The organism is Actinomadura sp. NPDC000929, assembly GCF_040492065.1.
Lineage (GTDB): Bacteria > Actinomycetota > Actinomycetes > Streptosporangiales > Streptosporangiaceae > Spirillospora > Spirillospora verrucosospora.
In genome coordinates this window covers 82,259-108,350 of record NZ_JBEUPA010000006.1, presented here as the reverse complement: position 1 = coordinate 108,350, position 26,092 = coordinate 82,259, and the positions used below count along the sequence as shown (strand labels likewise).

25 protein-coding genes are annotated in these 26,092 nt (G+C 70.2%); 12 read left to right on the top strand and 13 right to left on the bottom strand.

What is annotated here, in order from left to right:
- Positions 1–195: 195 nt before the first annotated feature.
- The 5 genes from ABWI04_RS04310 to rarD form a co-directional block, all read right to left on the bottom strand.
- Positions 196–1,950, bottom strand: a complete 1,755-nt coding sequence (locus ABWI04_RS04310) for a prenyltransferase/squalene oxidase repeat-containing protein (RefSeq protein ID WP_353831477.1) — start codon at positions 1,948–1,950, stop codon at positions 196–198.
- Entirely contained in the window at positions 1,947–2,867 is a 921-nt protein-coding gene (locus ABWI04_RS04305) for a terpene synthase family protein (RefSeq protein WP_353831476.1), read from the bottom strand. The genes ABWI04_RS04310 and ABWI04_RS04305 overlap by 4 nt, the downstream gene beginning before the upstream one ends.
- Entirely contained in the window at positions 2,864–4,234 is a 1,371-nt protein-coding gene (locus tag ABWI04_RS04300; protein WP_345178245.1) for a cytochrome P450, read from the bottom strand. Before ABWI04_RS04300 ends, ABWI04_RS04305 begins: the two co-directional genes overlap by 4 nt.
- A 380-nt stretch (positions 4,235–4,614) precedes the next feature.
- Positions 4,615–4,974, bottom strand: a complete 360-nt coding sequence (locus ABWI04_RS04295; RefSeq protein WP_353831475.1) for a hypothetical protein — start codon at positions 4,972–4,974, stop codon at positions 4,615–4,617.
- 38 nt (positions 4,975–5,012) lie between these two features.
- Complete coding sequence (gene rarD / locus ABWI04_RS04290; protein WP_353831474.1) at positions 5,013–5,903, bottom strand: EamA family transporter RarD; 891 nt, start codon at positions 5,901–5,903, stop codon at positions 5,013–5,015.
- Positions 5,904–6,286: 383 nt separating this feature from the next.
- Here rarD and ABWI04_RS04285 point away from each other — a divergent pair, with 383 nt between their 5' ends.
- Positions 6,287–6,493, top strand: coding sequence for a type II toxin-antitoxin system RelE/ParE family toxin (locus ABWI04_RS04285; RefSeq protein WP_353831473.1), 207 nt, complete (start codon positions 6,287–6,289; stop codon positions 6,491–6,493).
- Positions 6,486–6,779, top strand: a complete 294-nt coding sequence (locus ABWI04_RS04280) for a helix-turn-helix domain-containing protein (RefSeq protein ID WP_353831472.1) — start codon at positions 6,486–6,488, stop codon at positions 6,777–6,779. Before ABWI04_RS04285 ends, ABWI04_RS04280 begins: the two co-directional genes overlap by 8 nt.
- A gap of 191 nt (positions 6,780–6,970) precedes the next feature.
- Here ABWI04_RS04280 and ABWI04_RS04275 read toward each other — a convergent pair whose 3' ends face one another.
- Complete coding sequence (locus ABWI04_RS04275) at positions 6,971–7,801, bottom strand: LysR family transcriptional regulator (RefSeq protein WP_345178250.1); 831 nt, start codon at positions 7,799–7,801, stop codon at positions 6,971–6,973.
- A gap of 95 nt (positions 7,802–7,896) precedes the next feature.
- Here ABWI04_RS04275 and ABWI04_RS04270 point away from each other — a divergent pair, with 95 nt between their 5' ends.
- The 5 genes from ABWI04_RS04270 (at position 7,897) to ABWI04_RS04250 (ending at position 11,534) form a co-directional block, all read left to right on the top strand.
- Positions 7,897–8,628 carry an SDR family oxidoreductase gene (locus tag ABWI04_RS04270; RefSeq protein WP_353831471.1) on the top strand — a complete coding sequence of 244 codons (732 nt, stop codon included), beginning with the start codon at positions 7,897–7,899 and terminating at the stop codon, positions 8,626–8,628.
- Between the two features lie 380 nt (positions 8,629–9,008).
- Positions 9,009–10,103 carry a hypothetical protein gene (locus ABWI04_RS04265; RefSeq protein ID WP_353831470.1) on the top strand — a complete coding sequence of 365 codons (1,095 nt, stop codon included), beginning with the start codon at positions 9,009–9,011 and terminating at the stop codon, positions 10,101–10,103.
- A gap of 57 nt (positions 10,104–10,160) precedes the next feature.
- The gene (locus ABWI04_RS04260) at positions 10,161–10,577 is read left to right on the top strand and encodes a DUF2809 domain-containing protein (RefSeq protein ID WP_353831469.1); all 417 of its coding nucleotides are present in this window, start codon (positions 10,161–10,163) and stop codon (positions 10,575–10,577) included.
- Between the two features lie 190 nt (positions 10,578–10,767).
- A complete protein-coding gene (locus ABWI04_RS04255) occupies positions 10,768–10,899 on the top strand; it encodes a hypothetical protein (protein ID WP_345178258.1) in 132 nt (43 codons plus the stop codon).
- A 113-nt stretch (positions 10,900–11,012) separates the two neighbouring features.
- The gene (locus ABWI04_RS04250) at positions 11,013–11,534 is read left to right on the top strand and encodes a flavoprotein (RefSeq protein WP_353831468.1); all 522 of its coding nucleotides are present in this window, start codon (positions 11,013–11,015) and stop codon (positions 11,532–11,534) included.
- Positions 11,535–11,558: 24 nt separating this feature from the next.
- On the opposite strand, the gene ABWI04_RS04245 is transcribed toward ABWI04_RS04250, so the two are convergent.
- Positions 11,559–12,197, bottom strand: a complete 639-nt coding sequence (locus ABWI04_RS04245) for a Type 1 glutamine amidotransferase-like domain-containing protein (RefSeq protein WP_353831485.1) — start codon at positions 12,195–12,197, stop codon at positions 11,559–11,561.
- A gap of 94 nt (positions 12,198–12,291) precedes the next feature.
- Here ABWI04_RS04245 and ABWI04_RS04240 point away from each other — a divergent pair, with 94 nt between their 5' ends.
- The 3 genes from ABWI04_RS04240 (at position 12,292) to ABWI04_RS04230 (ending at position 14,618) form a co-directional block, all read left to right on the top strand.
- Complete coding sequence (locus ABWI04_RS04240; protein ID WP_345178261.1) at positions 12,292–12,849, top strand: DUF2716 domain-containing protein; 558 nt, start codon at positions 12,292–12,294, stop codon at positions 12,847–12,849.
- 440 nt (positions 12,850–13,289) lie between these two features.
- The gene (locus ABWI04_RS04235; protein WP_345178264.1) at positions 13,290–14,141 is read left to right on the top strand and encodes a helix-turn-helix domain-containing protein; all 852 of its coding nucleotides are present in this window, start codon (positions 13,290–13,292) and stop codon (positions 14,139–14,141) included.
- 270 nt (positions 14,142–14,411) lie between these two features.
- Positions 14,412–14,618, top strand: coding sequence for a DUF397 domain-containing protein (locus tag ABWI04_RS04230; RefSeq protein ID WP_353831467.1), 207 nt, complete (start codon positions 14,412–14,414; stop codon positions 14,616–14,618).
- Between the two features lie 3 nt (positions 14,619–14,621).
- On the opposite strand, the gene ABWI04_RS04225 is transcribed toward ABWI04_RS04230, so the two are convergent.
- The 4 genes from ABWI04_RS04225 to ABWI04_RS04210 form a co-directional block, all read right to left on the bottom strand.
- On the bottom strand, positions 14,622–15,254 hold the full coding sequence (locus tag ABWI04_RS04225; protein WP_353831466.1) for a nucleotidyl cyclase domain-containing protein: 633 nt from the start codon (positions 15,252–15,254) through the stop codon (positions 14,622–14,624).
- A gap of 699 nt (positions 15,255–15,953) precedes the next feature.
- Positions 15,954–16,784, bottom strand: coding sequence for an ABC transporter permease (locus tag ABWI04_RS04220; protein ID WP_345178267.1), 831 nt, complete (start codon positions 16,782–16,784; stop codon positions 15,954–15,956).
- Entirely contained in the window at positions 16,781–19,255 is a 2,475-nt protein-coding gene (locus tag ABWI04_RS04215; protein ID WP_353831465.1) for an alpha/beta fold hydrolase, read from the bottom strand. The genes ABWI04_RS04220 and ABWI04_RS04215 overlap by 4 nt, the downstream gene beginning before the upstream one ends.
- 89 nt (positions 19,256–19,344) lie before the next feature.
- The gene (locus ABWI04_RS04210) at positions 19,345–19,965 is read right to left on the bottom strand and encodes a TetR/AcrR family transcriptional regulator (protein ID WP_345178271.1); all 621 of its coding nucleotides are present in this window, start codon (positions 19,963–19,965) and stop codon (positions 19,345–19,347) included.
- Between the two features lie 120 nt (positions 19,966–20,085).
- Between ABWI04_RS04210 and ABWI04_RS04205 the strand changes: the two genes are divergently transcribed.
- Both ABWI04_RS04205 and ABWI04_RS04200 read left to right on the top strand, forming a co-directional pair.
- Positions 20,086–22,677, top strand: a complete 2,592-nt coding sequence (locus tag ABWI04_RS04205; RefSeq protein ID WP_353831464.1) for an MFS transporter — start codon at positions 20,086–20,088, stop codon at positions 22,675–22,677.
- 70 nt (positions 22,678–22,747) lie between these two features.
- Positions 22,748–23,569, top strand: a complete 822-nt coding sequence (locus ABWI04_RS04200; protein WP_345178274.1) for a YceI family protein — start codon at positions 22,748–22,750, stop codon at positions 23,567–23,569.
- Between the two features lie 240 nt (positions 23,570–23,809).
- On the opposite strand, the gene ABWI04_RS04195 is transcribed toward ABWI04_RS04200, so the two are convergent.
- The gene (locus ABWI04_RS04195) at positions 23,810–24,814 is read right to left on the bottom strand and encodes a SecDF P1 head subdomain-containing protein (protein WP_353831463.1); all 1,005 of its coding nucleotides are present in this window, start codon (positions 24,812–24,814) and stop codon (positions 23,810–23,812) included.
- Between the two features lie 191 nt (positions 24,815–25,005).
- Positions 25,006–26,037 carry a 2-oxoacid:ferredoxin oxidoreductase subunit beta gene (locus ABWI04_RS04190; RefSeq protein ID WP_345178470.1) on the bottom strand — a complete coding sequence of 344 codons (1,032 nt, stop codon included), beginning with the start codon at positions 26,035–26,037 and terminating at the stop codon, positions 25,006–25,008.
- Positions 26,038–26,092 lie beyond the last annotated feature (55 nt).

Here is a 26,092-nt window from a genome sequence, read left to right as displayed (position 1 = left end):
ACAATTGTCAAGGTGCCTGCAATGCGAGGTCTTGGGCCCGGCTGCGAGACACTGGTGGCGGTGAGAGCGGGTAGCGCTATGCCGGATGATCGGCAAGGCACCGGTGAACCTTACCAACGCCACCAAACCCACTCAAGGTGAATGGTTTCCGGCTCAGGCGTACAACCAGGTCACCCTCGGACAGGGTGGTGAAATTCACCGCACTGAAACACTCGTGTCACGATGTGCCACACGAAGGGCGCCCAGGACCGCTGCCCGCACGATGCTCGTTGGGCGATATAGGTCTTTATCGTGCCAGAGAGGCGGCTTGCCGGAGTCAACGTCGCCCGGACCGCCGGTCAGGCTCCCCGCAGTGGTCCGCAGGGCCGCCCTGAGGTAGGCGCAGCCCCGCCGGACCGCTCGCTCCGCCGCCTCCCGCACCGCCGGGTCGGGCGCGGCGCCGCCGGACGGGCGGGCCAGCGTCAGGATGTGCACGGCGTAGGCCGTCTCCTCGGCGGTCCCGCACCAGCGCCCCCAGGAGCCGTCCGGGCGCTGCTCGCCCAGCACCCACGCGACGGACCGATTCACCGCGTCCGCCGATTCCGGGCCGCCGAACTCGGCCAGCGCCAGAGCGGCGCAAGCGGTCGCGTAGAGCGGCGAAGCGTGCCACCTGTCCTGCCAGCGGCCGTCGGACAACTGCTCGCCGACGAGCCAGGACGCCGCTTTTCGCGCGCTCGCCGCGTAACGGCCGGCCGGTCCGGCGCCGCCGCACTCCAGGTAATGGCCGAACGCCTCAAGCACGTGCGCGTTCGTCGTGACGGACCGTCCGTTCTCTCCGGGCCAGCTACAGAAATGCGTGCTCGTTTCGTACTTCCACAGCAGGTCGGGCGGGTGCGGTTCACCGAGAAGCGACAACGCGTACAGCACCCCGGAACTGGTGTCGGCGTCCGGGGGCAGGCCGGTGCCGCCCGGCGCGCCGTCCTCGCCGAGCGACGCCCGCATCTGGGCGATCAACTCCGGCGGGGCGGCCGGCGTGAGCCCGGTGCGGGCCAGCCAGCCCAGCACCCACCCGCGCTCGAAGTTGGTCACCGGGACGGCGACGGAAACGGGACCGCCGTGCTGCTCGGCGGCGGCCTCCAGATAGCGCCGCGCGGCCTCGTCGCCAGGGCCGTCGCCGTCGGGACCGCCGAGCCACGCGGCGGTGGCCGCGGTGGAGGCGCCGACGGTCGCGAACCGCCGCCGCTCGCCCGCCGCCGCGACTTCGCGGACGGCACGCGCCGGGTCCGGCAGCGGCACGGGACGGACCGAACCGGCCCGCCGCGCCGACGCCCCCGCGACCTCCAGGGCGTGCTGGACCTTCAGCGGCACGGCGCCGCCGTTCTCCAGGTGGGCCTTGGCGGCGGCGACGAACGCCCCGTCCATCCCGGCGGGCGGGGCCAGCCGCCCGCCCGTCCACCAGGCGGCGAGGGCCGGGTCGTCGCGGAGCCGGTCGAGGTGCCCGTTGATCGCCTCGATGAGGGCCGGGGTGATGTGCTCGATGGCCGGCATGTCCGGGAAGTCGGCCGCGGCGGCGCCGGCGAGCCGCCGCGCGAGGGACCGCAGGGCGCGTCCGGCGCCGCGGACCACCTCGGCGACGGAGACGTCGGCGGGCCAGCGCCCGCCCTCCGGGGCGAGCACGGAGAGCAGCGCCTCGGTCGCGCTCAGGCTCGGGACGAGCGCGTAGCCCGGGTCGGGCGGCCCCCAGCCGCCGTCGGGCCGCTGCGTGTCGAGAAGGAACCGGATCCTTGCGGCATGGCCGGTCAGCCAGGGGGCGAGGCCCACCAGCCGCCCGGTCTCGTAGACCGACGGGGACGACCGCCCCCACGGGTGGCGGACGAGATCGTCCACCAGCGCGGCGGCGGCCGCGTAAAGATCGTCGGGGTCGGGATCGGCGGCCTCGGCCGTCTCCGGGCCCGCCTCCTCGACGGTCACAGCGACCCCCAGTAGTCGCTCAGCCCGTAGAAGCCCGTACTGAAGCCGATCTGCCGTTCGAGGTAGGCCACCGCCTCGGGGCAGTCGTCCCGCAGCGGCCCCACGCGCTCGCGGCAGCGGGCCACGATCTCGTCGATCCGCGCGGTGATCTGGGCACGTTCCACCCCCAGCATCTGCGCGTTCAGGTCGCCCCAGGTGACGTCCCGCTCGTAGGTGGCGAGGTCGTTGAGCAGCCGCAGCACCTGCTGGACGTCCCGGCTCGCGGCCTGCAGCTCGCCGATGTGGTCGAGGACGCCCTGGTCGGCGTGCACGATCCAGTGCGAGATGTTGACCCAGGCCGAGCCGTAGTTGTCGGCGTTGTCCAGGTACTCGTCGAACGTCGGCCACGAGGCCACGTCGACCGACTTCCACGTCAGCTCGCGGGCCCCGGCGTGCAGCAGCCGCGCGAGCTGCGCCAGCCAGTCGTCGCGCAGCGCCGCGAAGGCGGGCGCCCCGGCCGCCTCGTCCCGGATGTCGGCGAGGAACCGGGTGAGCCCGTCGCCCGGCGTCGGCGGCGCCCCCTCCGCGACGTCGAGGCAGCGCTGGTTGATGTCGTCCACCTCGTCCCGGGACGTCGCGACATGGTCCACCAGCCAGTCCAGGCCGAAGATCCACAGCGAGGTGCGCGCCGCCATCCGGATCCCGGACGCGGTGAGCCACGGCGACCCGAACGCGTTCGCGCAGGCGACGGCGTTGAACAGGGTCTCGTCGATCGGCTTGACGTCGAACAGGTCCGGATAGGTCTCCGCGCATTTCGCCAGGTCGCGGGCGCACTTCACGGCCTGCGCCATGACGGCGCCGTCGTGCCGCGCGCCCTGCAGGGCGTCGGGCGCCGCGGGGCCGCCGGGACGCGGAGGCGCCTTTTCCGCCGCCGTCACGCGTTCCGCCCGACCGGGGTCAGCGTCATCTCCATCGACTCCCGCGGCCGCAGCGTCGCGCCGATGCGCGGCATGGCGGGGATCGCGTCGGACAGGGCCGGGCGGAACCGGCTCAGGATGCTCGTCAGGATCATCCGCGCCTCGACGTCGAACACGTGCCGGCCGATGCACTGGTGCGGGCCCCCGCCGAAGGGGAAGTAGGCGTAGCGGTGCCGCCTGCGCGAGTTCTCCGGCGTGAACCGCTCCGGGTCGAACTCCAGCGGGCGCTCCCACACCGACGCCAGCCGGTGCGTGAGGAACGGGCTGATGAGCACCGGGTCGCCCGGCTCGATGTGCACGCCGCCGAGGATCGTCGGCGCGGTCGCCATGCGCGGGAACATCCAGCCCACCGGGTACAGGCGCAGCAGCTCCTGGACGACCTGCGACACGTACGGCAGCCTCGGAAGATGGTCCGGGCGGACGGGCTCGGCGCCCACCACTCCCTCGATCTCCTCGACCAGCCGGTCCAGGACTACCGGGTGGTCGTGCAGCAGCGGCCACAGCCAGGTCAGCGCCAGCGTCGTGGTCTCGGTGCTGGTCGCGAACATCGCGAGCAGGTTGTCGCGGATCCACTTGTCGTCCGGTGGGGCGCCGTCCTCGGTCCGGGCCTGGCAGAGCGCGGTGAAGATGTCGCTGCCGTCGCCCGGATCGTCCCGGTAGCGCGCCACCAGCTCGAACAGGACCTCGTCCATCACCTGCACGGCGTCCTTGAACGCCCGGTCGCCCGGCATCGGGAGCACGCGCGGCAGGAACGGCAGCAGGAAGCGGACCGAGATCGACGTCGCGATCTGGTCGAACGTCGGGATCAGCTGGTTGGCCTCGACCGGGGAGATCTTGTCGCCGAACAGGACCTTGATCACGGTCTCGTTGACGATCCGGCTCATCTCCGGCAGCACGTCGATCGGCCGTCCCGCGCGGGCGGGCTCCTCCAGCTTGCCGACGGCGTCGTTGATCGCATCCGCCATCAGCCCGGTGAGCCGGTTGACGTTGCGGGTGGTGAAGACCGGCTGCAGCACCCGCTTGCTGTGCTCCCACTCGGCGCCCTCGGACAGGATGCTGTCGCCCATCAGCTCGCGCAGCGGCCTCCAGAACACCCCGTCCCGCTGGAAGATCTCCGACTCGCGCCGCAGGACCTGCTGGATGTGGTCGGGATGGGTGACCAGGTAGGGGTGGGACGCACCGAGGTCGAGCCGGATGAGCCGGCCGTCCCCCTCCGTGCTGATCCGCTCCAGCTGGCGAAGTGGATCGCGGACGAAGCCGGCGACCGTGCGGTAAAGGGGGAAGTTCTTCGCCTTCTGGACTGGGACGGCGCCGACGTCAACGGACATTTACCGACTGCCCCTCGATGTTGAGTTGGAGTACCAGTGCTCGCGGTTGGCCGTTCCGGGGGCATGGGAGCGCCCGGAACGCACGGCGCCCCTCGCGGTGGGATGCCGTGAATGAGTGATTCGGGCTTTGTGGGAAGGTTGCGGTGTTATGTAGCTTTCTGTGGGAGTATCACATGATCAATTAACAACGGCAAGGCTTCGCCCGGTAGAAATCTCAACCTTTCCGACGTGACCCTTATCACTTGCCCGCTGTGTTGTCTCATTGTCCGAGTCGGCCTTACAAGCACGCCGAAGAGGCCCGCGAAAAGCACTTTCGCCGGCGCGTGAGAACACGGAGAGTGACGCCCGCTAAATGGAGCCCTCTTCCGGTTTATACCGAATTACTTTGCCCCGTGGTCGATCGGGACCAGATCGGGCCACGCCACTCGCCCCGCCACTCTGACCTTGCCGGTCACTCTGCGTGATCCGCAGCGGACCACGACGGGGTAGCTGCCGGGCGCCGCGTCGCGCCTCACGACGGTCGAGTGGTCCACGGCCCGCGCGGCGAACGCTTCGGAAGTGGCGGCCACCGTGCCCCTGCATCCCGGCACCGAAAGCCGGATCCGCTCACCGGGCCGCGCGGCGGCGGGCTCCACCGAGACCGGACCGTCCCCATGCGCCGTCGCCCGCCCCGTCGCCGGAGCCAGCATGCCCGCCGCGACGAGCGCTGTTCCCAACACGGTGACGCTGAGCAGACGCAACGACGACTCCCTCGCTCGGGGGTGTGACGTCCGGCACTTTAGCCCCTTGGCCCGGTTTGGGGCACCGCTTCCCTTCGTCCGGCGGCCACCCCGTCCCACGTGAGCGTCACCAGGGCGAGCCAGACCAGCAGGAACCCCGCCCACCGGCTCGGCGGCATCTCCTCGTGCTGCACGAAAAGCCCGATGGCGAACTGCAGCACCGGCGCCAGGTACTGCAGCATCCCGATGACGCTCAGCGGCAGCCTGACGGCCGCCGCGTTGAAGAGCATCAACGGCACGGCCGTCACGATCCCGGCCCCGGCCAGCAGCACCGCGTGCCCCGCCCCGTGATGCCCGAAGGTCGCCTCGCCCCGTCCCTCCAGCAGCAGCACGAACCCCAGCGCCGGCAGGAACGTCACCGCCGTCTCGACCGCCAGGCTCTCCGCCGAGGGCATGTCGGCGAACTTCTTCAGCAGCCCGTACACCGCGAATGCGGACGCCAGCACCAGCGCGATCCAGGGCGGCCGCCCGTAGTCGACGGTCAGCGCGACCACCGCGGCCATCCCCATCCCGACCGCCGCCCACTGCCACGGCCGCAGCCGCTCCCGGAAGATCACCACGCCGAACAGCACGCTGATCAGCGGGTTGATGAAGTACCCGAGCGCGGACTCGATCGTGTGCCCGGTGTTGACGGCGTAGATGTACGTCCCCCAGTTGACGCTGATCACCAGCGCCGCCAGCGTCAGCAGCACGCCCCGCCGCCATCCCAGCGTCCGCAGCCACCCCCGGCTCCGCCGCACGGCCAGCACCGCGACCACCGCGACCAGCGACCACATGATCCGGTGCGCGAGGATCTCGCCGGCCCCCGCCGGCTTCAGCAGCGGCCAGTAGAGCGGGAACAGCCCCCACAGCACGTACGCTGCGACCCCGCACACCACTCCCCGCTTCACCGAGGCAACATATCAGCAGGTAATTAACCAAAAGGAACAACGGTCCTGACGAGCGGGACCAGCAGCCTGACCCCCCCACGAGATCCTCGACGTGGCCGGCCGGCTACTGCGGGACCGGCGGCACGGGCCTCTCCCGCCCGGTCGGCGTAGCCCCCGCCGAGTAGCGCTGGTCGCTCCAGCTTCTGCAAAGTCCAGATTCGCCGCCTCCCAGGCCATAGCATCGATGCTATGGCCTGGGGTACTGTGGAGCTTGAGCCGGAGGTGCGGGAGTGGTTGGAAGGTCTACCGACCGGGCATTTCGCTACGGCGGCGTTCTACATCGACTTGCTCGCTGATGAGGGAGGCCGCTTGGGGAGCCGTACACGCGACAGCTTGATGGCAAGTTGAGGGAGTTGCGTTTCCACCTCGACGCCCAGGCCGTACGTGTGACCTACTGGATCGCTTCTGGCAGACGAATCGTTCTGCTCACGGTGTTCCACAAGACGCGCATGCGAGAAGATCGAGAGGTGGAGCGCGCTCGAAGGGCGCTGCGGCTGTGCGTGGCCGAGGCGCACTCGGCGGAGGCTGAGGAAGGTGAGGTCGATGGGTGATCGGGCGGACTGGAGTGCGCTGCGCGAGCGCCGCATGTCCGAACCTGGTGCTGCCGAGGCGTACGACGTTGCTCGCTTGGCCTATGAACTGGGGCGGAGTGTTCGGGCACTTCGTGAGGAGCGTGGCTGGAGTCAGAGCGAACTGGCCAGGGGGGCGGAGATGACCCAGTCGGCCGTGGCCCGGTTCGAAGCCGGCGGCACCGTCCCGACACTGGCGGTCCTCGAACGCCTGGCCCGAGCTCTCGGTGTCGAACTCGTCGTCAAACTGCGGAGTCCGGCCGCCTAAGACGGCGACCATGTGCAGAGACGGGTACCACCAGCAGTACCTGCGCAAGAATCCGAACGGCTACCGGTGTATTGCGATGCTCGCGGTGGTGCGCACCCTCATCTAGAGCTCCATGCCGATAGCGGCTTCTCCGCCAGGCCGGGGCGTAGGGCGCACGGTGGCATTGTCGAACGGTTGCCGCCGCCTGCGCTCTAGAGGCGGGTGGCCGTCTGGATCAGTCCGGCGAGGGCCAGGGACCGGCTGTGCGGCGGCCAGGCGATCACGGTGGTGACGGTCGGCGCGTCCAGGATCGGCACGAAGGCCAGGTCGCGGCGGAGATGGCTCCGGGCGGTCTCCGGCAGTAGGGCCACCGCCCTGCCCAGCGCGATCAGCTGCAGGAGCTGGGCGTGGTCGTGCACCTCGGGTCCCGGGCCGTCGGGGTAGCCGCCGTCGAAGTGCGGCCAGCGTGGCAGCGGGAGGTCGGCGATGTCGGCCATGCGCAGGTCCGTACGGCCTTCGAGGGGATGGTCTTTCGGCAGAACCAGGATCTGGCCCTCGGTGCTCAGCTCCTCGGTGTCCAGGCCGGTCGTCGAGTCGAACGGCCTGTGCAGCAGGCCGACGTCGGCCCGGCCGTCGCGGAGCAGCCGCTCCTGCTCTCCGATCCCGCACAGCAGGACCTCGACGGCGACCGCGCCGGGCTCGGCGGCGTAGGCGTCCAGGAGTTTCGGCAGCAGCTCACCCGACGCCCCGGCCTTGGTGACGAGCACCAGTTTCGGCTCCGTGGCGGCGGCGCGGCGGGTGCGGCGGCCGGCGGCGTCGACCGCGTCGAGGGCAGCCCGGCCCTCTCTGAGCAGAACCTTTCCGGCCTCGGTGAGTCCGACGGTACGGCTGGTGCGTTCGAGAAGCCGAACGCCCAGGCGGCGTTCCAGCTGCTTGATCGCCCGCGAGAGGGGCGGCTGGGCGATCCCGAGGCGCTCGGCGGCGCGGCCGAAATGGAGTTCCTCGGCGACGGCGACGAAGTACCGCAACTCTCGCGTCTCCATGCTCTCACCGTACCGGGGGATCAATACCCGCGAGGTATCGAACGCTACCCAAGCGGTGTTGGAGTGCTCCCGGCCGTACGGCCAGGATTTCGGGTATGAGCGAACAGACGATCACACTGATCACCGGTGCCAACAAGGGAATCGGCTACGAGATCGCCGTCGGGCTCGGCGCTCTTGGCCACACCGTCGGCGTGGCGGCCAGGTCCCCGGAGCGGCTCTCGGCGGCCGTCGGAAAACTCCGCGCCGAGGGGGTCGACGCGTTCGCGGTACCTCTCGACGTGACCTCCGACGAGAGCGTCACCGCCGCGGCCTCCCTGCTCTCCGAGCGTTTCGGAAGGCTCGACGTGCTGGTCAACAATGCCGGGGTGACCGGTGGGATGCCACAGACGCCCACGACCGTCGACCCCGCGACCATGCGAACGGTCGTGGAGACCAACGTGATCGGCGTCATCCGCGTCACCAACGCCATGCTGCCGCTGCTCAGGCGGTCCGCCGCACCGCGAATCGTGAACATGTCCAGCAGCGTCGGGTCTCTCACCCGCCAGAGTTCTCAGTCCGACGTGGAGGCCGTAGGCCCGATCTCCGCCGCCTACGCGCCCTCCAAGACCTTCCTCAACGCCGTGACCCTCCAGTACGCCAAGGAGCTGCACGACACCAACATCCTGATCAACGCCGCCTGCCCCGGCTACTGCGCGACCGATCTCAACGGCTTCCGCGGCATCCGCACCGCCCAACAAGGCGCCGCCATAGCCATCCACCTGGCCACCCTGCCTGAAAACGGCCCGACCGGCTCCTTCTTCGAAGACGCCGGCGTGGTGCCCTGGTAACTCGTCGGCCACACTGGCCCTCCATCACGCTGAGTTTCCTGAACACAGGCACCCGGGACTCTCGCCCTGGTCGTCGAAAACGGCATTTCAGTGGGCCAAGCATTTGAAACTGCTGCCGATCGGACAATTTCCTGGCTGGAGGATCCCCGCACCCCGTCCTAGTGGCGTGCCCGGGCTGCACTGCCATCACCCTGAGCTTCTCCTGGGCTGGTACTCCTCCGTTGGAGGATCGCGCGGTCAAGCGGGTGGCCTGCATCGGTCATATGAACGAACATGTCTGTTTGGCTTAGGTGATCTTGGGATAGGTAGGTCTCAAAGCTTGCCAGTAGACGGCGGCGAGATCTTGGGGGGTCTGCCGCCGGACCACCCCGGGAGTCTGCATGGCTGGACATCGAGTTCTTCGCGTCACCGCTTGGACCGCCTTCTCCGGCCTGCTGCTCATGCCATCCGCCGCCACCGCGGCGGCCCCGGAATGGGAGAAGGTGCCCACTCCGACTCTCGACGGTCTCGGGGTGGTGACCGAGATAGCGGCGGCCGGGCCGCGGGCCGCGTGGGCGGCCGGGATCGAGGACGCGTCGTCGAGTGGAAAACCCGTCATGCTCGCCTGGAATGGTCGGCAGTGGCAGCGCCAGGAGCTGCCGCCGGGCACGGGCCAGGTCGTCGACCTCGCCGCCGCCGGACCGCGGAACGCCTGGGGCATCTACCTGAACGAGAGCGGCTCGCCGGCACTGCATTGGAACGGCACCGCTTGGCGCAGGGTCGGTTACCCGGCCGGGGTCCGGCCCACCATGCCGTCACCCCTGCCCACGTATCTGCAGATCGTCTCGGCGGCGCCCGGCGGACCGGCCTGGTCGGTCGGATACGACTCGCAGGCGAAGAAGGCTGTCGCCTTGCGTTTCCAGAACGGACGATGGGTGCGCCAGAAGACTCCGGTGCCGATGGTCAGTGCCTCCACCGTCGCCGTCCGGTCGGCGAAGGACATCTGGATCGCCTGCACCTGCGACATCCCGGGGGCCGGTCCGACTGAGGCCATGCTGCATTGGAACGGCACCAAGTGGAGCACGATTCGGTACCCGTCCAAGGAGCAGACCTACATCGCGAAGATCGCACCCGTCTCGGCCACGAGCGTCTGGGCCTACCGTGCCAGCACCAGCTATGCGGCTCCCGAGCTCATGCACTGGGACGGCGAGAGCTGGACGTCGACGACGATCCCCGCGTCCCCGTTCGCCTATCACTTCCCCACGCTCGCCAGCGATGGTGACCAGGGCGCCTGGGTTTCGGTGAGCACGGTCGACGACGACAAGAGCTACCTGCACTACAGCGGCGGTAGCTGGACCACCGAAAGCGGCGCGGGACGCCCTGGCACCGCCGTCTGGATCCGTGACCTGGCCCGAGTACCGGGAACGCGCTCGATCTGGTCGACCGGCCTGCCTAGTTCCCTCGCCGGCGCCCCTTTCATAGAGCGCAGACGCTGACCGCGCGGCCGCCCGGGTCCAGGTCCTTCCAGTCCGCTCAGTCAGTATGATCGCGCGATGTCGCTCGCAGCGCGGTGGATCCGGCCGCTGATGGTGGTCACGGCGGTCGGTTGCGCGGGCGCGGCCTACGCGATCCGGGCCGCGCTGGACGGGCCCGTCGAGCAGTACTCAGGCGCCGCGCTGTCCGCCGCCATCGTCTACACGATAGTGATCTTCATAAGGCCGTCGATCTCCCCACTGGCTGCCGGCGCTGCTGCGATCGCCTATTGCTGGCTCATCGAGTTCGCACAGCTCACGCCTGTACCGGAGGCGCTTTCCCAACGCGGCTGGATCGTGCGCCAGCTGCTAGGAGGCCGGTTCGACCCGGTTGATGTCGCCTGGTATCCCGTCGGCGTTGTCCCTTTGGTCGCCGCGCACTGGTTTTTTCGGGCCCGCGCACATTCTCGAGCAGAGCCGACGTCCGTCGAGCTTTAGCCGAGCCTTTCGTTCCGGCGGGGTGGTTGCGGCAATTCCGTGTCGGCTGTCGCTCGGTCTGGACGCGCTGCTCGGCCCTGAGCGGCGAGGCCTCGCAAGGACGACCCTTGCCGCTGCGTTGTCACAAAAGCGCGCGCTCGGACGGTCGCAAGAGAAAGCGTTTCAGAGCGCGTGCAAAGGAGACTCCCTTATGAGCCCCGTCACTGGCCGGCAGCTTGCCCGCAGGGCAGGTATCGCGGCTTTCTGCCTCGGGCTGTTGTGCTTCGCGGGCGGCATCTCAAGCCTGATCGTTAACGGCGCCAGCGGCGGCATTCGCGCGTGATCTGTTGCTGATCTACCTGCGGGCTGTGCTCGGGGCCGATTCCGAGCGGGTCAGGACGGATGCCATGCTCATTGCTGGTCCGCAGAGAACACGCGCAGGGGGGAGGCAGGTCGATGACCTCGGCGAAGGTGCTCTACGTGGTCGTGTGCGGGGCTGGTGCGGCGTCCGATCTGGAGGCTTTCGTGCGGCTGGCCCAAGGCGCGGGCTGGCATGTCCGGGTGATCGCGACCCCCATGGGGGCCAAGTTCCTGGACATGGACCGGCTCGCGGCCCTGACCGGCGGGCCGGTGCGGACCGACTTCCGGCAGCCGCACGAGACGTCGAACGGGCTGCCTCCCGCGGACGCGATCGTGGTGGCTCCGGCCACGTTCAACACGATCAACAAATGGGCGCTCGGCATCACGGACACGGTCGCGGTCGGCATGCTGTGCGAGCACCTCGGCATGGGCGTGCCGATACTCGCGGTCCCGCAGGTCAAGGCGGAACTGGCCACCCACGTGGCCTTCGGGCGGAACCTGGACGCCCTCCGCTCGATGGGCGCCCACATCCTTTTCGCCCCGGCCGCCCCTTCACATGCGCGCATGCCGAGTTGGCAGGACATCCTCACCGAGTTGAACGGCATCCTCGACGGCTGAGCTGCCTATGTCCGCAGGGATTGGTCAGTCGCCAGTGGGGGAGTCGATCACGATGGCCTCGCCATCGCGCAGCGTGTGGTGGGCGATGCCCTGGGAGCGGTAGTGGTCAGCGACAGCTCCTAGGATCTCGGTCTCGGGATGTCCGGGGGAGTCGATGTGCGGCACCACGACGTAGTCGAGGACGGCCAGGCCGTCGAAGCGGGCCGGTGCGCCATAGGCGCTGTGCACAGCCTGGGGACTGTCGCATCGCTCCAGCCCGTGTAGGTCTGGGGCCAGGACGCAGGCGCCGGCGCTGTAACCCGCATAGACGACAGCGTCCTGTTGCAGGAGCTCGGTTATGGCGCGGTCGGCGCCACTCTTCGCCAGAGCGTGACGGAGGACGAACACGTTGCCTCCGCGGACCCAGAGGAGAGGGAAACCTCGGAGCGCGGCAGCGACGCGGCTTGGTTCCTGGTCGAAGTACGTCCGCAGATCGACTTCGACAGGTCGGAGGCCGAGGGCGGTGAGAGCGTGGATCTCGTGCTCGACCGCGGCTCGGCGCTCGGTGCCGGGCAGGGCGTCGACGGCGTTTGCGATCACCGCCGTCCGAGCCCCGGCGGGACTCTCCAGCAGTTGCAGCATCCGTTCCGGATGCTGTCCGGTCCGCCAGGAGGACAGATACATGCGCACCCGAGAACCCTAGGACGCCCCTACCCGGGCGAGCGTCCTGCGCGTCTCCTCTCTTAGGGAGATGCCTGGGCGCCGAGGTTGGGTGAGAATGTCCAGCCGGACCTCTGGAGGGATGATGGCGGAAGACTTGCCGGCATGGGTCCGGCTCTCCGATTCGGATCAGGATGGGGCCTGGCGTGCCTTCGAGGAGTTGACGTCATTTCGTCCCTCTGGCCGGCCGGATCCGCGGAGGGGCATCCTGGAGCCTTCCCCGTCGGTGACGTGGGATCTTGCCCGGGAACGTCCTACTCTCTCAGAGTGGCACTGGTACCTCGCCGTTGAGCCTGGCGACGTCAACGTCCTGTTCCATGAAGCCTTCAAGGCTTGCGTCGATCGGGACGAGTGGCTCTACGTCATGGACTGGCCGCACCCTTGCTACCGCTTCTGGCCGCACCGCCTGAGCGAGCCGGAGGACTACAACTCCTGGGTCGTCCCCGTCTTTCCTGACGACGACTACTACATCTTCCTGTCGCAGGATCTCTCGTTCGGGACGTTCGGACATCCGTGGGAGGCCAGCCTCTGCGCCTACGGTGAACGACTCTTGGAGGCTGTCGAGGCGCGGAACACCGGCGTCCTGAGCAGCGTCCTCCGTCGCAATGGGCTCTGAGGAGTCGGCGCCGGGGGTCAGCGCAGCGCCATTCCCCACGCGTAGCGGCTGAAGCCACCATGCGCCGCAAGGCGTCGACGTCGGTTGCCGTGCTCATCGGCTTCTTTCTCTGCAGACGACAGAGCGTCGCCTGGACTGTGACCCTCTGGTGGGTGCTTTCGAACCCTATAGCGAGGTTCTCGGTACCCGGCGGGTCACGACAGCGGGTCAGGGATGCTGGTGAGTCGCTGGAGCCTGGATTGCGGCTCCTTGGCAGTGTGGGTATTGGACAGGTCGTGTGTGGCGGTTTGTGTTCTTTTGGGGACGCTGAGTCGTCGAGGTTGGGCAAATCCTCGGGCGTGAACCGACCACATGCGGTTGGTGGTGCACTAGTCTTTGCGACCTAGGCGCTTTGAAAGGTTGCACTCTGCCTTCTGGCAGAGAAGTGGAAGGTGTAGGGCATGCCGGACAGTCCGACTGTTCACCAGCGACGCCTTCGGGTAGAGCTCCGCAGGGCCCGTGAGGCCGCCGAGCTGACGCAGGAGCAGGCGGCGAAGGCCCTGGAATGGTCACTTTCGAAAATCATCCGCATTGAAGGCGGGATGGTCCGGGTCGCGGTGAGCGACGTCCGCGTCATGTTGCAGCAGTATGGAGTGCCGGCGGAACGGTACGACGAGTTTCTGGGGCTGGCGCGCGCGGCCCGTGAAACGGCCTGGTGGAGCGCTTATCGCAGGGTCCTCAGCCCGCAGATGGCGGAGCTCATCGGCTTCGAGTCGGCCGCCGGCGCCTGCCGCGAGTTCGATCCTCTGCTCGTTCCGGGCCTTCTGCAGATCAGCGCCTATGCCAAGGAGATCCTCTCGAACCTGCGCGGCGAGGACGCTCCCGAGCAGATCAGCGAACTGGTCGAGGTGCGCCTGCGCAGGCAGGAGATCTTCGAGGGGGACGCGCCCCCCAGGTTCTACTTCGTCATCGACGAGGCGGCGATCCGTCGGCTGGTCGGAGGCGCCGCGGTGATGCGCGCCCAGTTGTCGCACCTGCTGGAGATGGCGAAGCGGCCCAACGTGACCATCGAGATCGTTCCCCTCGACCGGGGCGCCCATCCGGGGCTGAGCGGGCCGTTCAAGCTCCTTGAGTTCGTCGAAGCCGAAGACGACGACGTGCTGTATCTGGAAGGCGCGCAGGGTGAACTGATCGGTCGCGACTATCGCGAGGACATCGTCCGCTATCGCGAGAAGTTCGAGGTGCTGCGCCGTATTTCGCTTGGTCCGGAAGGCTCGGCCGTGCTGCTCAACACGGTCGCGGAATCGCTCTGAGGCTCCTCGACGCCGGCAGCGGCGCGGGGCGAGTGATCCACCTATGGCTTGATCTTCGGTGAACACTTACACTCTCACATTGACAGAGCACGACACAGGACTGTGGTGTGCCTGGGATCGTGCGCCGAAGGGCATGGCCGAGCGTGAGGACGTTCGCCCGAACAGAAGGTCGCCGTTCGCATCCTGATTGGCCTGCGAGGACGCCTCCAAGGTTGTGCCCCGGAATTCTGACAGCCGCGCCGTGAAGGCCGGCGGTTGGAAGGGGCCAGTGTGGACAGGACGAAACGATCGCGGGTGGTCTGGAGAAAGAGCAGTCGCAGCGGTGGAGGCAACTGCGTCGAGATCGCTTGTGACGGGGAATCCGTTCTGATGCGGGATTCCACGGATCGCCTGAGCGCCGTCCTGACGATTTCGAGCGTGGAGTGGCTGCTTCTTCGGCGCTCCATACGCAGGCGGTACGGCGACGGGACGGACTGATCGTCATGCGGCGGGCGCCGGGAGGGGGAGCTCTCGCGGCTGCAGCCTGTCGTGGTGGATGTAGCCGCTGTACGGCTTCTCCTTGATCACTACTTCCAGCCGGGAGAAGTCCGTGGGCTTCAGGGCGCAGAAGCCGCTGCCCACGACGTCCTTGTACAGGGTGTCGGACACCACCAGGGCGAGGTCGCGGTCCTGGTGCTCGGTGAGGTGCTCGCGCAGCGGCGCGGAGTCCAGTAACCGGGAGACCACGACGGGGGCGTCGCCGGCCGGGCCGAGCGGCCCGTCGATCACGGTGCCGTGGTGGAGGGCGAGCCGCATGCGCAGGCGGGTGGCCCGCCCCCTGTTGAGCTCGGCGAGCGCGCATTCGAGGTCGGACGTGAAGGCGCCCACGACGTGGGGGATGTCGACGTCGGCGGGCATGACGACGAGTTCCCCGTCCCCGCCGGGCTGGCGGTACCAGTCGTTGGTGCGCAGGCCGGTCCTTCTCGCGCAGCCGTTGAGCAGCCTGCGGAGGTCCTTCTGGGCGGCGAGTTGCCGCTGCGCGTCCAGGTGACTGTACTTCTCCAGGTCCACGGCGAGGAGCAGGCGGTACACGAGCCGCGTTCCGCCGGTGGACCAGGGTCGTCGAAGCATCATCTGCCGTCCTCGAAACCGCCGTCGGTTCGATTCTGCCCGATGCGTGATGCTCTGTGCAGAGAAACATAGGTCGGTTAGCAACATGGCACTTTGCCGGTAGCTTCCCGCCCGGACCGCCTCTCCGGGTACTCGACCGCTGACCTGCGTTGATGCACGTGCCGTGCAGCATGGTGATCTGGCTACTGGCGCAAAGTAACCTATCGAACTGCCAGGTGGCAGTCTGCCGACCCTCGTTGGGGCGACCAAGGCGAGGGTGACGCCCGCGCACGAGGCGTACGCGATGCGCTTGTGGGGTCGGTGGGACGTGGCGGCGGCGCCCAAACCGCTCGCGCCGACCGGGGCCGCCACGGCGAGGGCGTGGCGGCCTCGAACGGACCGTCGTCGAGCGGGAGAGGCTCCCTGCGAGGCTCTCCCGGTGGGGTCAGTACGGCAGGAGGCGGCCCGAAGGGGTCCGCAGGTCGGGTGGGCTCGGTTGACGTGGGGGCCTGGGGCGCTTGACGAGCTGCTGCCGTGCCATGGTGATCATCTCCCCCCGCCGGGCTGCCTTTAAAACCCGGGGATCGGGCCGTTGCCTCGTATGACGCGGTCGCGCCGGTCGAGGTTCGCCGAGCTTATGCCACCTGAACTGCAGGTTCGACCGATTTTCGGGGGGTTGTGATCCACGGTTCGCGTCCGGAGGAACGCGGAGCGTGGGCGGGATCAGGAGACGATGTCGCGTGTCCGGAAGCGGCGGAAGGCCAGCGCGAGCAGGACGGCGGCGTAGGAGAGGGAGAGGGCGGCGCCCTTGGCCATGCCCGCCCACTGGATCTCGGGCTGAAGCGCGTCCATCCAGGAGTACATCCAGTGCGTCGGGAGGAAGTCGCGCCAGGAGCCGAGGGCGGTGACGGCGTCCAGGATGTTGCTGACGATGACGAGCCCGACCGCGCCGCCGACCGCGCCGAGGGGGGAGTCGGTCGTCACCGAGAGCAGGAACGCCAGGGCGGCGACGACGAGCTGCGCCACGAGGGAGTAGCCGATGATGATCGCCATGCGGCCGAGGGCGGTGCTCACCGGGACGGTGCCGCCGGTCGGGAGCTCGACGTCGCCCCAGCCGAATCCGGCCGTCCCCGCGACCAGCGACATCAGCGGCAGGCTGACGACCGCGACGACCGCGTAGGAGAGGGCGACGATCAGTTTCTGGCGCAGCAGCCGGGCGCGGGGCACGGGCGCGGCGAGCAGGTAGCGCAGGGACGACCAGCCCGCCTCGCTCGCCACCGTGTCGCCGCAGAACAGGGCGACCGCGACCACCAGCAGGAAACCGGTGGAGACGAACAGGGCGAAGAGGGCGAAGTTCAGCGCGGACGACGTGGCGACGTCGACCAGGCTGGGGACGCCGTCCGGCCCCGGATCCCCGCCGATCTTGAACGCGGCGACCAGCACCCACGGCAGCACGAGCAGGAACGCGAAGGCGACCAGCGTGCGGCGGCGCCGGAACTGGCGGACGGCCTCGACCCGCAGCGGAAGGGTGCGCCGGGCGTGGTAGGCGGTCATGAACCCTCCCCGATGATCTCCAGGAACGCGTCCTCCAGGCGGCGGCCGGATCCGGTGATCTCGGCGACCGGGCCGGCGGCGACGCGGCGGCCGCCCGCCATGACGACGGCGTGCGTGCAGGTCTGCTCGACCTCGGCGAGCAGGTGGCTGGAGACGATGACCGTCCGCCCGGCCGCCGCGTACCGGACGAGCACCTCCCGCATCTCGCGGATCTGGGGCGGGTCGAGGCCGTTGGTGGGCTCGTCCAGGACGAGGAGGTCCGGCAGGCCGAGCATGGCCTGCGCGATGGCGAGACGCTGCCGCATCCCCTGCGAGTACGTGCGGACGGCCCGGTCGAGCGCCGAACCCAGGTTGGCTATCTTCAACGCCTCGTCCAGGTGGGCCTCGTCCAAGGGACGCCCGGTGGCGCGCCAGTAGAGGTCCAGGTTGTCGCGACCGGAGAGGTGGGGCAGGAACCCAGGCCCCTCCACGAAGGAACCAAGGCGGGACAGCACGGGTGCGCCCGGGTACACGCGGTGCCCGAAGATGCGGATCGAGCCGGAGTCTGGGTGGATGAGGCCCATCAGCATGCGCAGTGTCGTCGTCTTTCCCGCGCCGTTCGGCCCCAGGAGTCCGAGCACCTGCCCCTTCTCCACCCGGAACGACAGGTCGGAGACGGCGAGGTGCCCGTTCTTGTACGCCTTCGTCAGCCCCGCTATCTCCAGGGGCACGTCGCTGTCCGTTTCGGCGCCGCGCCTACGGCGTCCAGGGAGAAGTATGGCGAGCGCCAGAGCGACGGCAGCGACAGGCAGAGCCCACACCCAGACGGGCAGAGGCGCCGGCGCGGCCTTCAACGACGGGACGGACGGGACGGTCAGCGGCGACACCACCTGCACCTTGTACGACGACGGCTTCGCGGGCGTCGCGAACCCCATGTCGGTGGTGGCGACGACCAGGCGGAGCCGGTGCCCGCGGTCGAAGCGGTAGTCCATCGCCGGGAGCGTCACCGTGACCTCGCCGCCGGACACCCGGAACGGCGCGGCCAGCCGTCGCGCCGGAGCGGCGCCTCCGCCCGGCGAGACGTCGTAGAGCTTCGCGAACAGGGGACCGTCGCCGGTGACCTTCAGGCGCACGGTCGCGGCGCCCGTCAGCCACAGCGGACGGTCGAGCGGGCGCGTCTCGAAGGTGGCGGTCTGCCCGGGCATGTCCGATGGCAGTTGCCCGCCCAGCGAGCCTCCCAGCGACCCGCCCAGGGATCCGAGCGCTCCCAGCCCCGGCAGGGCCGAGATCGAGGCGGGCGACCCGCCCGCCGGATTGAAGATCGTCTGCTCGGCCCCGGCCAGCGGCAGGCGCGACGCGTCACCCGAAAGCCCGGGATACCGCGGCGTCGACGCCTCGTCGACGACGACCGCCTGGGTGGAGGAGTCGAGCCCGCCTGCCCGCGTCACGGTGAAACCGTCCGGGGAGGGCGCGGACGACCGCATGAGGCGGGCGTCGAAGAAGTCGCGCACGAGCCCCTCGACCCGTTCGGTCTCCGGGTCGCCGCCGTCGTGCCCGCCCTGGAACCACACCACCGACACCGGCGCGCCGTTCCGCGCGATCGCCTGCGCGTTGGCGTCGGCCTGGTCGAGTGGGAACAGCGAGTCGGACTGGCCCTGGACGAGCAGCGTCGGCACCCGGATCCGGTCGGCGACGGATGCGGGGCTCGACCGGTGCAGCATCGTGATCGCCGACTCGGTGGGGCGTCCCTTCTCCGCCACCTCCTGGTACATCTCGCACACGGACGGCAGGAAACGCCCGCACGCCGTCCGGTTCGCGCTGTCCGTGAAGAACAGCCCCGCCCACAGCTTCTTGAAGACGCCGTCCGTCGGCTTGGCGCCAGAGGCGGCGTCGGGGAAGAGCGCGTCGGGGAGGCTGTTCCAGGTGATCTGCGGTGCGATGGCGTCGACCCGCCGGTCGTAGGCGGCGGTCATCAGCGCGATCGCGCCGCCGTAGGACTGGCCCGCCATCCCGACGCGCGGGTCGCCGGGGCCGTCGAGCCGGACCTCCGGCCGCCGGGCCAGCCAGTCGATCAGCTGCCGGGCGTCCTTCACCTCGTAGTCGGGCGAGTTGAGGGCGATCTCGCCGGTCGAGCGCCCGAACCCGCGCGCCGACCAGGCCAGCACCGCGTACCCGGCGCGGGCGAGGTCGCGGGCCTCGCCGGCGACGTCCCGCTTGCTGCCGCCGAAGCCGTGGCCCAGCAGGACCGCAGGGCCCCTGGCCCGTCCGACCGGCTTGTAGAACGTCGTGTCGAGCGTGACGCGCTGGTCGTCGTTCGGCCCGTCGACGACGGTGACGCGCTGCTCGGACGCCTGGACGCGGGCCTCGCCGCCGGCCGTCGCGCCCCAGGCCGCGGCCCCGCCGGCGAGCGCCACGGCGACCGCCGCCGACGCCCAGCGCGCGGGCCGTCCCGTCCTGTCCCACCGCGCCCTGACAGCGCCCGCCCGCCCCATGAGCAGAACCCTATGCGCGCCTCGCGGCCGTCCGCTCCGCCCTGAAGGCGATCCCGCCTGCTCCCGCCGGGGTACGCGGCCCCGGGGTGCTACGTCTCGCGGTGGACGGAGGGGGCGAGGGCCGCGGTGAACATGGCGGTGAGGCGGTCGGTGAGGTCGGCGGGGTCGGCGGCGCGCAGGTCGCCGAGGCCGACCAGGCGCCGCACCGGCCCGCCGCCCATGATGATCGTGGACGCGAGCAGCGCCCGCGCCCGCGCGTCGGGCCCCTGGAGCTGCGCCACCATCGGCTCGACGATCACGTCCTCCAGGTAGCGGAGCAGGATCTCCTTGACCTCGGGGTGGCCCGCCGACCGGTCCAGCATCCGGGACATGGCGGTGACCGAGCGCTGGTCGACCTGCCGGACGAAGTGCTCGGCGAGCCGGCGCGGCAGCCCCCCGGGGTCGCCCGCGATGACGCCGCGGATCACCGACTCCCCGGCCAGGACCTCGCCGAACAGCGCCGCCTTGGAGCCGAAGTACCGGTGGACCAGCGCCGTGTTCGCCTCGGCGTGCCCGGCGATCATGCGGACGGTGACGCCGTCGTAGCCGTGCTCGCCGAACAGGTCGCGGGCGGCGTCCAGGATGCGGCGCCGGGTGGCCTCCCGGTCGCGCTTGCGCCCCCGCGCCGCCGCGCCCGCGGCCTGTTTTCCGATCTGTTCCCCGACCTGCATTCCGCCAGCCCCCGGTCGCCGTTACAGTCGGTGTCCATTATGTCCTGAGTTGCAAGTAAACATGCGTCTACATAAGATACATGCAAAACACAGGTAATTCATCTGAGTTGTGGGGGCAATGTGGCTCAGGCGAGCGTGGCGTCGCACGGCCCGGCGGCGCCAGAGCAAGCGAGACCGCAGTACACGCACCGACAGATCCTGGAGATCCTCGCCGGTCTGATGATGGCGATGCTGACGTCGATGATCTCGACGTCGGTGGTCGCCACGGCGCTGCCGACGATCGTCGGCGACCTCGGCGGCCAGGACAAGCTGTCCTGGGTCGCGAGCGCGTCCCTGCTGACCATGACCGCGTCCACGCCCCTGTGGGGCAAGCTGTCGGACATCGCCGGCCGCAAGCTCATGTTCCAGACCGCCCTGGTCATCTTCGTGGCCGCCTCGGTGGGGGCGGGGCTGTCGCAGAACATCGGCCAGCTGATCGCCGCCCGCGCGTTCCAGGGCCTCGGCGTCGGCGGCCTGTCGGCGCTGGCCCAGGTCATCCTCGGGGACGTCGTCGAGCCCCGGCAGCGCGGCCGCTACGCCGGGTTCATGGGCGCGGTGTTCGGCGTCTCGACGGTCGCGGGGCCGCTGCTCGGCGGGTTCATCGTCGACGCCGACAGCCTCGGCTGGCGCTGGTGCTTCTACGTGTGCGTGCCGCTCGCCATCGTCGCCTTCCTCGTCATCCAGAAGGTGCTCAAGCTGCCCAAGGTGCGGCGCGACACCCGCATCGACGTGTTCGGGGCGTTCACCATCACCGGCAGCGCCGCCGTGCTGATGCTGGTGCTGTCCATGGGCGGGATCGAGTTCGACTGGAACTCCCGGTGGACCTACGCCCTGCTCGGCGTCGCCGCCCTGCTGCTCGTCCTCGCGGTCGTCGCCGAACGCGTCGCGCGTGACCCGATCCTGCCGCCCCGGCTGTTCCGCAACCCCACCTTCCTGCTGACCTCGTTCGTCTCCGTCTGCGTCGGCATGGCGATGTTCGGCGTGATGATCTACATGCCGCAGTACCTGCAGATCGTCAAGGGGATGAGCCCCACGACGTCCGGCCTGATGACGCTGCCGCTGGTCGTCGGGATGCTAATCACCTCCACCGGCTCCGGCCAGGTCGTCACCCGGACGGGCCGCTACAAGATCTTCCCGGTGGTCGGGCTGCTGTGCGTCGCCGGCGGGCTGTACCTGCTGTCGCTGCTGCACACCGACTCGCCCAAGGTCATCGTCGGCGCCGACCTCGCCGTCCTCGGCGTCGGCATGGGCCTCAGCCTGCAGATCCTCATCCTGGCCGCGCAGAACGCCGCCGCGCCCGCCGACCTCGCCTCGACGACGTCCGGCGTCTCGTTCTTCCGCAACCTCGGCGGCGCGATGGGCGTGGCCGCGTTCGGCGCGATCCTCACCAACCGGGTCGCGGAGGAGATCACCAGCGGCTTCCGCGCGGCGGGCATCCCCGTGCCGGCCGGCGGCGGCGCGACCGACCTCGGCTCCCCGGAGGAGATCAGCAAGCTTGATCCGCAGATCAGGGGCATCATCCAGGACGCCTTCACCGACTCGCTGCAGAGCGTCTTCCTCGTCGGCATCCCCATCGCCCTGGTGGGCTTCCTCGCGATGCTGGCGCTGAAGGAGCTCCCCCTGCGCGGCTCGGCGCACCGCGGCAAGGACGCGCCGCCGTCCGAGGCGCCCGCGACCGACGTCCCGGCGGAGAGCGGCGTCGTGCGCCCGCCGTCCGCGGTGGTGCGGACCGGGGCGGTCGGCGCGGTCGGCGCCGGCAGGCACGCACGCGACAACGGCTACCCGGACGACGGCCGCTTCGCCACCGTCGCCGCGGCCCCGCCCGCCCAGGCGTCGGAGACCCCGGCCGCCGCGGAGCTGGCGGCCCAGGCGAAGCTCCTCGCCCAGCAGATCGAGCAGGACGCCAACGGCGGCGGCGTCCCCGTCCGCGGCGTGGTGCGGACCCGCGAAGGCGAGCCCGTCGCGTCCGCCGCCCTCACCCTCATCGGCGTCGACGGCCACCAGCTCGCCCGCGCGATCACGCGGGAGGACGGGCGGTACGCGCTGCCGACGCCGGGCCCCGGCAGCTACGTGCTGATCGCCGCCACCGGCGGGCACGAGCCGCAGGCCGCGACCCTCGTCGTCGGCGACCGGCCGGTCGAGTTCGACCTGCTGCTGGCCGGCAGCGGCGGCCTCGCCGGAACGGTCCGCAGCGCCGACGGCACCCCCATCGTGAACGCGATGGTCGTCGTCACCGACGTGCGCGGCGACGTCGTCGGCACCGGCCGCACCGACGCCGACGGCCGCTACACGTTCAAGGACCTCGTGGCCGGCGCCTACACGCTCGCCGTCAGCGCCGCCGCGCACCGCCCGGTCGCGATGCCGGTGGAGGTGACCGGCAACGGCCAGACGCGGCTGGACGTGGAGATGCCGCCCGGCGCCCGCATCCGCGGAACGGTCCGCAACGAGTCGGGCGAGCCGGTCGGGGAGGCGCGGGTCACGCTCGTCGACGCCGCCGGCAACGTCGTCGCGATGGTCATCACGGGACCGGACGGCGAGTACGCCTTCACCGACCTCACCGGTGGCCAGTACACGGTGATCGCGTCCGGATATCCTCCGGTCGCGACCGGCCTGTCGCTCTCCGGCAGCGGGCTGGACGACCACGACCTCAAGCTCGGCTACCCGGACGAGTGACGGGCACGAGCGAGCCGGGCCGCCCGCAGGCGGCGGCCACGAGACACGGAACCTGGAGTGCGGGTCGTTGATGGACGCTAACCGAGGTCTGCGCGGAACGGTGCGGACGAAGGACGGCTGGGCGGTGCGGCACGCCATCGTCACGGTCACGAACCTGGCGGGCGACCAGGTCGCGCGCGAGCAGACCGGCGAGGACGGCGTGCTCGCCGCCGGCCCGCTGCCCCCCGGCACCTACACGGTGATCGTGACGGCCATGGGCTTCCAGCCGGCCGCCGCCACGATGATCGTGTCCAGCGCCGGAAGCGCCGACATCGGCAGGATCGTCCTCGGCCGGGCGGGCGGCACCGAGCTCCCGCCGCCCGGCGTCTGGACGATCGACCCGGCGCACTCCAACATCGGCGCCGTCGCCCAGCACATCGGCCTGTCGAGCGTCCGCGGCCGGTTCGCCGCCTTCGAGGGACGCATCGAGATCGCCGAGCCGGTCGAGGAGTCCCGCGTCACGGCGCGCATCGAGGCGGCGTCCATCGAGACCGGCAACAAGATGCGCGACGACCACCTGCGCTCGGCCGACTTCCTGAACGCCGACGTCCATCCCGTCCTCACCTACGAGGGCGACGGGCTGACCGGCGCCGGACCCGACCGCTGGACGGTGCACGGCCGCCTCACCCTCAACGGCATCACCCAGCCGGTCGACCTCGACATGATCTATCTCGGCATGGGCTCCGACCCGTGGGGCGGCCTCCGCGCCGCGTTCCGCGCCACCGCCGATCTCCCCCGCACCGACTTCGGCATCCGCTTCAACCAGATCCTGGAAGCGGGCATCTCCCTCGTCGGCGAGAGCCTCAAGGTCGAACTGGAGATCCAAGCCGTCCAAGGCGAAGACCTGCCGTAACCACCACCGAGCCGCGCACAAGGCGGCTCAACGCCGACCCGGCCCACTACTGAACCCACCCCAGCCCGCCCCGCAACCACGCAACAACCTCAATGGTTGCGATCGCGTCCGAAGGCAGATTCGAGCGAAGCAAGAATCTGATCGCGCAGCGAGCCGCCAAGGCGAGACGAAGCGATGCCAGCGATCGCCCGCTTTTTCGACGATGGAGGGCCGCCAGGCCCGAAGGAGGAGAAAAAGCAATCAAGAACGCAGCTGGCGGACCAGGGCGTTGGCCGAGGGGCGGTCGGGGGAGCCGGTGACGACGACCTTTCCGTCGGTGATGGCCATGTCGACGCGCGGCAGGGTGACGAGGCGGTCGCGGACGACGAAGGCCAGGTCGCGGCCGACCGTCGCCCGGGTCAGCTCGGCGAACGCGCGGCGGTCGCCGGGGCGCAGCGTGAGCGCCACGTCGTATCCGCCGGGCTTCACCCGCGACTTCTGCACGCGCAGGTCGGCGACCTTGTGGATCGCGATCCCCTGGGTGAGCCGGTAGCAGGTCACCCCGGTGGCGGCCTGTCCGGTGATGCCCTGCGTCCCGGCGGGGCACGGGCCCGGCAGCACCTGCGCGACGGGGTAGATGTGCAGCGGGGCGGCCAGCGTCACCGGGCGCGTCCGCATCGAGGACGCGATCATCCCGCCGGTCACCGCGACGGCCGCGATCAGCAGTCCCAGTGTGAGCACCATGACCAGCATCGCCGACCGGTGCTGGTCGGCGGCCCTCGCGGGCGCGGCCTCCCGGTACGGGCGGCCCTGCCGCCGCGCCGCCCGGCTCCGCTTCATCTCCGCGGCCTCCCGCTGCCGCTGGGCGGCCCGCGCCCGCCGCCTCTCGGCCTCCGTGCCCAGGGGGCGCGTGGCCGCGGGCAGAACGGCCGTCGTGGCCTGGGAGCGCGGCTCCGCGTCCCGGAGGCTCTCCTGCCCCAGCGCCTCAGCGGGGTCGCGGCCCGGCTCGAACCCGGTCTTCATGGGACGGGTGTCCGCGGTGGGCGCGGTCTCCTCGGGCGGGACGGGGGCAGGGGGCCGGGCGGTCGTCGGTTGGGGCTGCGTCGTCGCGGCGGCGTCTTCGGGGAGGACCGGTGCGGGCGGGGGCGGCCATTTCAGGCTCGGGTCCGGAGCCGCGGGTTCGGGGGACGGGGCGGGAGGCGCCGGGACGGGTGCGGGTTCCTCGTCCCGCTGACGACCCTTGTTCAGGCGCGGTATGACCCGCATCGTCACCTCCCGGTTCGTGATCTCCTCAGTCTGTCAGGCGAGGACGCCGCCGCGCACGGCCTCCCGCCCGGAAGACCGCCGCGGATCGCCGGCCGACCGGCACGTGGGAGACCGTGCCCCGTTCGCGGGGTTTCCAAGCGCGAAAAGGCCCGGCCCCCGTGAAGCGGGGGCCGGGCCTGCGGAGACGCCGTCTAGTCGATGCGCCAGGTGTCGCCGCTGCCGAGCAGGGCCGCGAGGTCGCCCTCGCCCTGCGCCTGGACGGCCTCGTCGAGCTGGGCCCGCATCAGCTCGTCGTAGGACGGGCGGTCGACGTCCCGGAAGATGCCGATCGGGGTGTGCTCGAACGCCGGCTGGTCGAGCCGCGACAGCGCGAACGCCTGCGACGGGTCCGGGTTGTGGGCGTCGTGCACGGCGATCTCGGCCGGGTCGACGTCGGCGACGTTCACGACCTCGAACGACCCGGTCGGGGTGCGGCGCAGCGCCTTGGCACGGTCCGCCCCGAAGACGATGGGCTCGCCGTGCTCCAGCCGGACGGTGACGTCGTCGCGCACGTCCGCGTCCTTCAGCGGGTCGAACGCGCCGTCGTTGAAGATGTTGCAGTTCTGGTAGATCTCGACGAGCGCGGTGCCGCGGTGCTGCGCGGCGGCCCGCAGGACCGACTGCAGGTGCTTGCGGTCGGAGTCGATGGTGCGGGCGACGAATGTGCCCTCCGCACCGATCGCGAGCGACAGCGGGTTGAAGGGGGCGTCGAGCGAGCCCATCGGCGTCGACTTGGTGATCTTGCCGATCTCCGAGGTCGGCGAGTACTGGCCCTTCGTCAGCCCGTAGATCCGGTTGTTGAACAGCAGGATCTTGAGGTTGACGTTGCGGCGCAGCGCGTGGATCAGGTGGTTGCCGCCGATGGACAGCGAGTCGCCGTCCCCGGTCACCACCCACACCGACAGGTCGGGACGGGACGTGGCGAGGCCCGTCGCGATCGCGGGCGCGCGGCCGTGGATCGAGTGGAACCCGTAGGTGTTCATGTAGTACGGGAACCGCGACGAGCAGCCGATGCCGGAGATGAACGTGATGTTCTCGCGGCGCAGCCCGAGCTCGGGAAGGAACGACTGGACGGCCGCGAGGATCGCGTAGTCACCGCACCCGGGGCACCAGCGCACCTCCTGGTCGGTCTTGAAGTCCTTCATCGTCTGCTTCCCGTCCGCCTTCGGGACGAGGGAGAGCAGGCCGCGGCCGTCCGCCGGTCCGTTGCCGTTGCCGTTGGCGGACCCGTTGCCGTTG

What these genes read in the sequence shown, in the direction of transcription:
- ABWI04_RS04300 (WP_345178245.1), bottom strand. Translation starts at nt 4,234, where the DNA reads ATGTCCGTTGACGTCGGCGCCGTCCCAGTCCAGAAGGCGAAGAACTTC.
- ABWI04_RS04280 (WP_353831472.1), top strand. Translation starts at nt 6,486, where the DNA reads ATGGGTGATCGGGCGGACTGGAGTGCGCTGCGCGAGCGCCGCATGTCC.
- ABWI04_RS04275 (WP_345178250.1), bottom strand. Translation starts at nt 7,801, where the DNA reads ATGGAGACGCGAGAGTTGCGGTACTTCGTCGCCGTCGCCGAGGAACTC.
- ABWI04_RS04270 (WP_353831471.1), top strand. Translation starts at nt 7,897, where the DNA reads ATGAGCGAACAGACGATCACACTGATCACCGGTGCCAACAAGGGAATC.
- ABWI04_RS04265 (WP_353831470.1), top strand. Translation starts at nt 9,009, where the DNA reads ATGGCTGGACATCGAGTTCTTCGCGTCACCGCTTGGACCGCCTTCTCC.
- ABWI04_RS04260 (WP_353831469.1), top strand. Translation starts at nt 10,161, where the DNA reads ATGTCGCTCGCAGCGCGGTGGATCCGGCCGCTGATGGTGGTCACGGCG.
- ABWI04_RS04255 (WP_345178258.1), top strand. Translation starts at nt 10,768, where the DNA reads ATGAGCCCCGTCACTGGCCGGCAGCTTGCCCGCAGGGCAGGTATCGCG.
- ABWI04_RS04250 (WP_353831468.1), top strand. Translation starts at nt 11,013, where the DNA reads ATGACCTCGGCGAAGGTGCTCTACGTGGTCGTGTGCGGGGCTGGTGCG.
- ABWI04_RS04245 (WP_353831485.1), bottom strand. Translation starts at nt 12,197, where the DNA reads ATGTATCTGTCCTCCTGGCGGACCGGACAGCATCCGGAACGGATGCTG.
- ABWI04_RS04240 (WP_345178261.1), top strand. Translation starts at nt 12,292, where the DNA reads ATGTCCAGCCGGACCTCTGGAGGGATGATGGCGGAAGACTTGCCGGCA.
- ABWI04_RS04235 (WP_345178264.1), top strand. Translation starts at nt 13,290, where the DNA reads ATGCCGGACAGTCCGACTGTTCACCAGCGACGCCTTCGGGTAGAGCTC.
- ABWI04_RS04225 (WP_353831466.1), bottom strand. Translation starts at nt 15,254, where the DNA reads ATGATGCTTCGACGACCCTGGTCCACCGGCGGAACGCGGCTCGTGTAC.
- ABWI04_RS04220 (WP_345178267.1), bottom strand. Translation starts at nt 16,784, where the DNA reads ATGACCGCCTACCACGCCCGGCGCACCCTTCCGCTGCGGGTCGAGGCC.
- ABWI04_RS04215 (WP_353831465.1), bottom strand. Translation starts at nt 19,255, where the DNA reads ATGGGGCGGGCGGGCGCTGTCAGGGCGCGGTGGGACAGGACGGGACGG.
- ABWI04_RS04210 (WP_345178271.1), bottom strand. Translation starts at nt 19,965, where the DNA reads ATGCAGGTCGGGGAACAGATCGGAAAACAGGCCGCGGGCGCGGCGGCG.
- ABWI04_RS04200 (WP_345178274.1), top strand. Translation starts at nt 22,748, where the DNA reads ATGGACGCTAACCGAGGTCTGCGCGGAACGGTGCGGACGAAGGACGGC.
- ABWI04_RS04195 (WP_353831463.1), bottom strand. Translation starts at nt 24,814, where the DNA reads ATGCGGGTCATACCGCGCCTGAACAAGGGTCGTCAGCGGGACGAGGAA.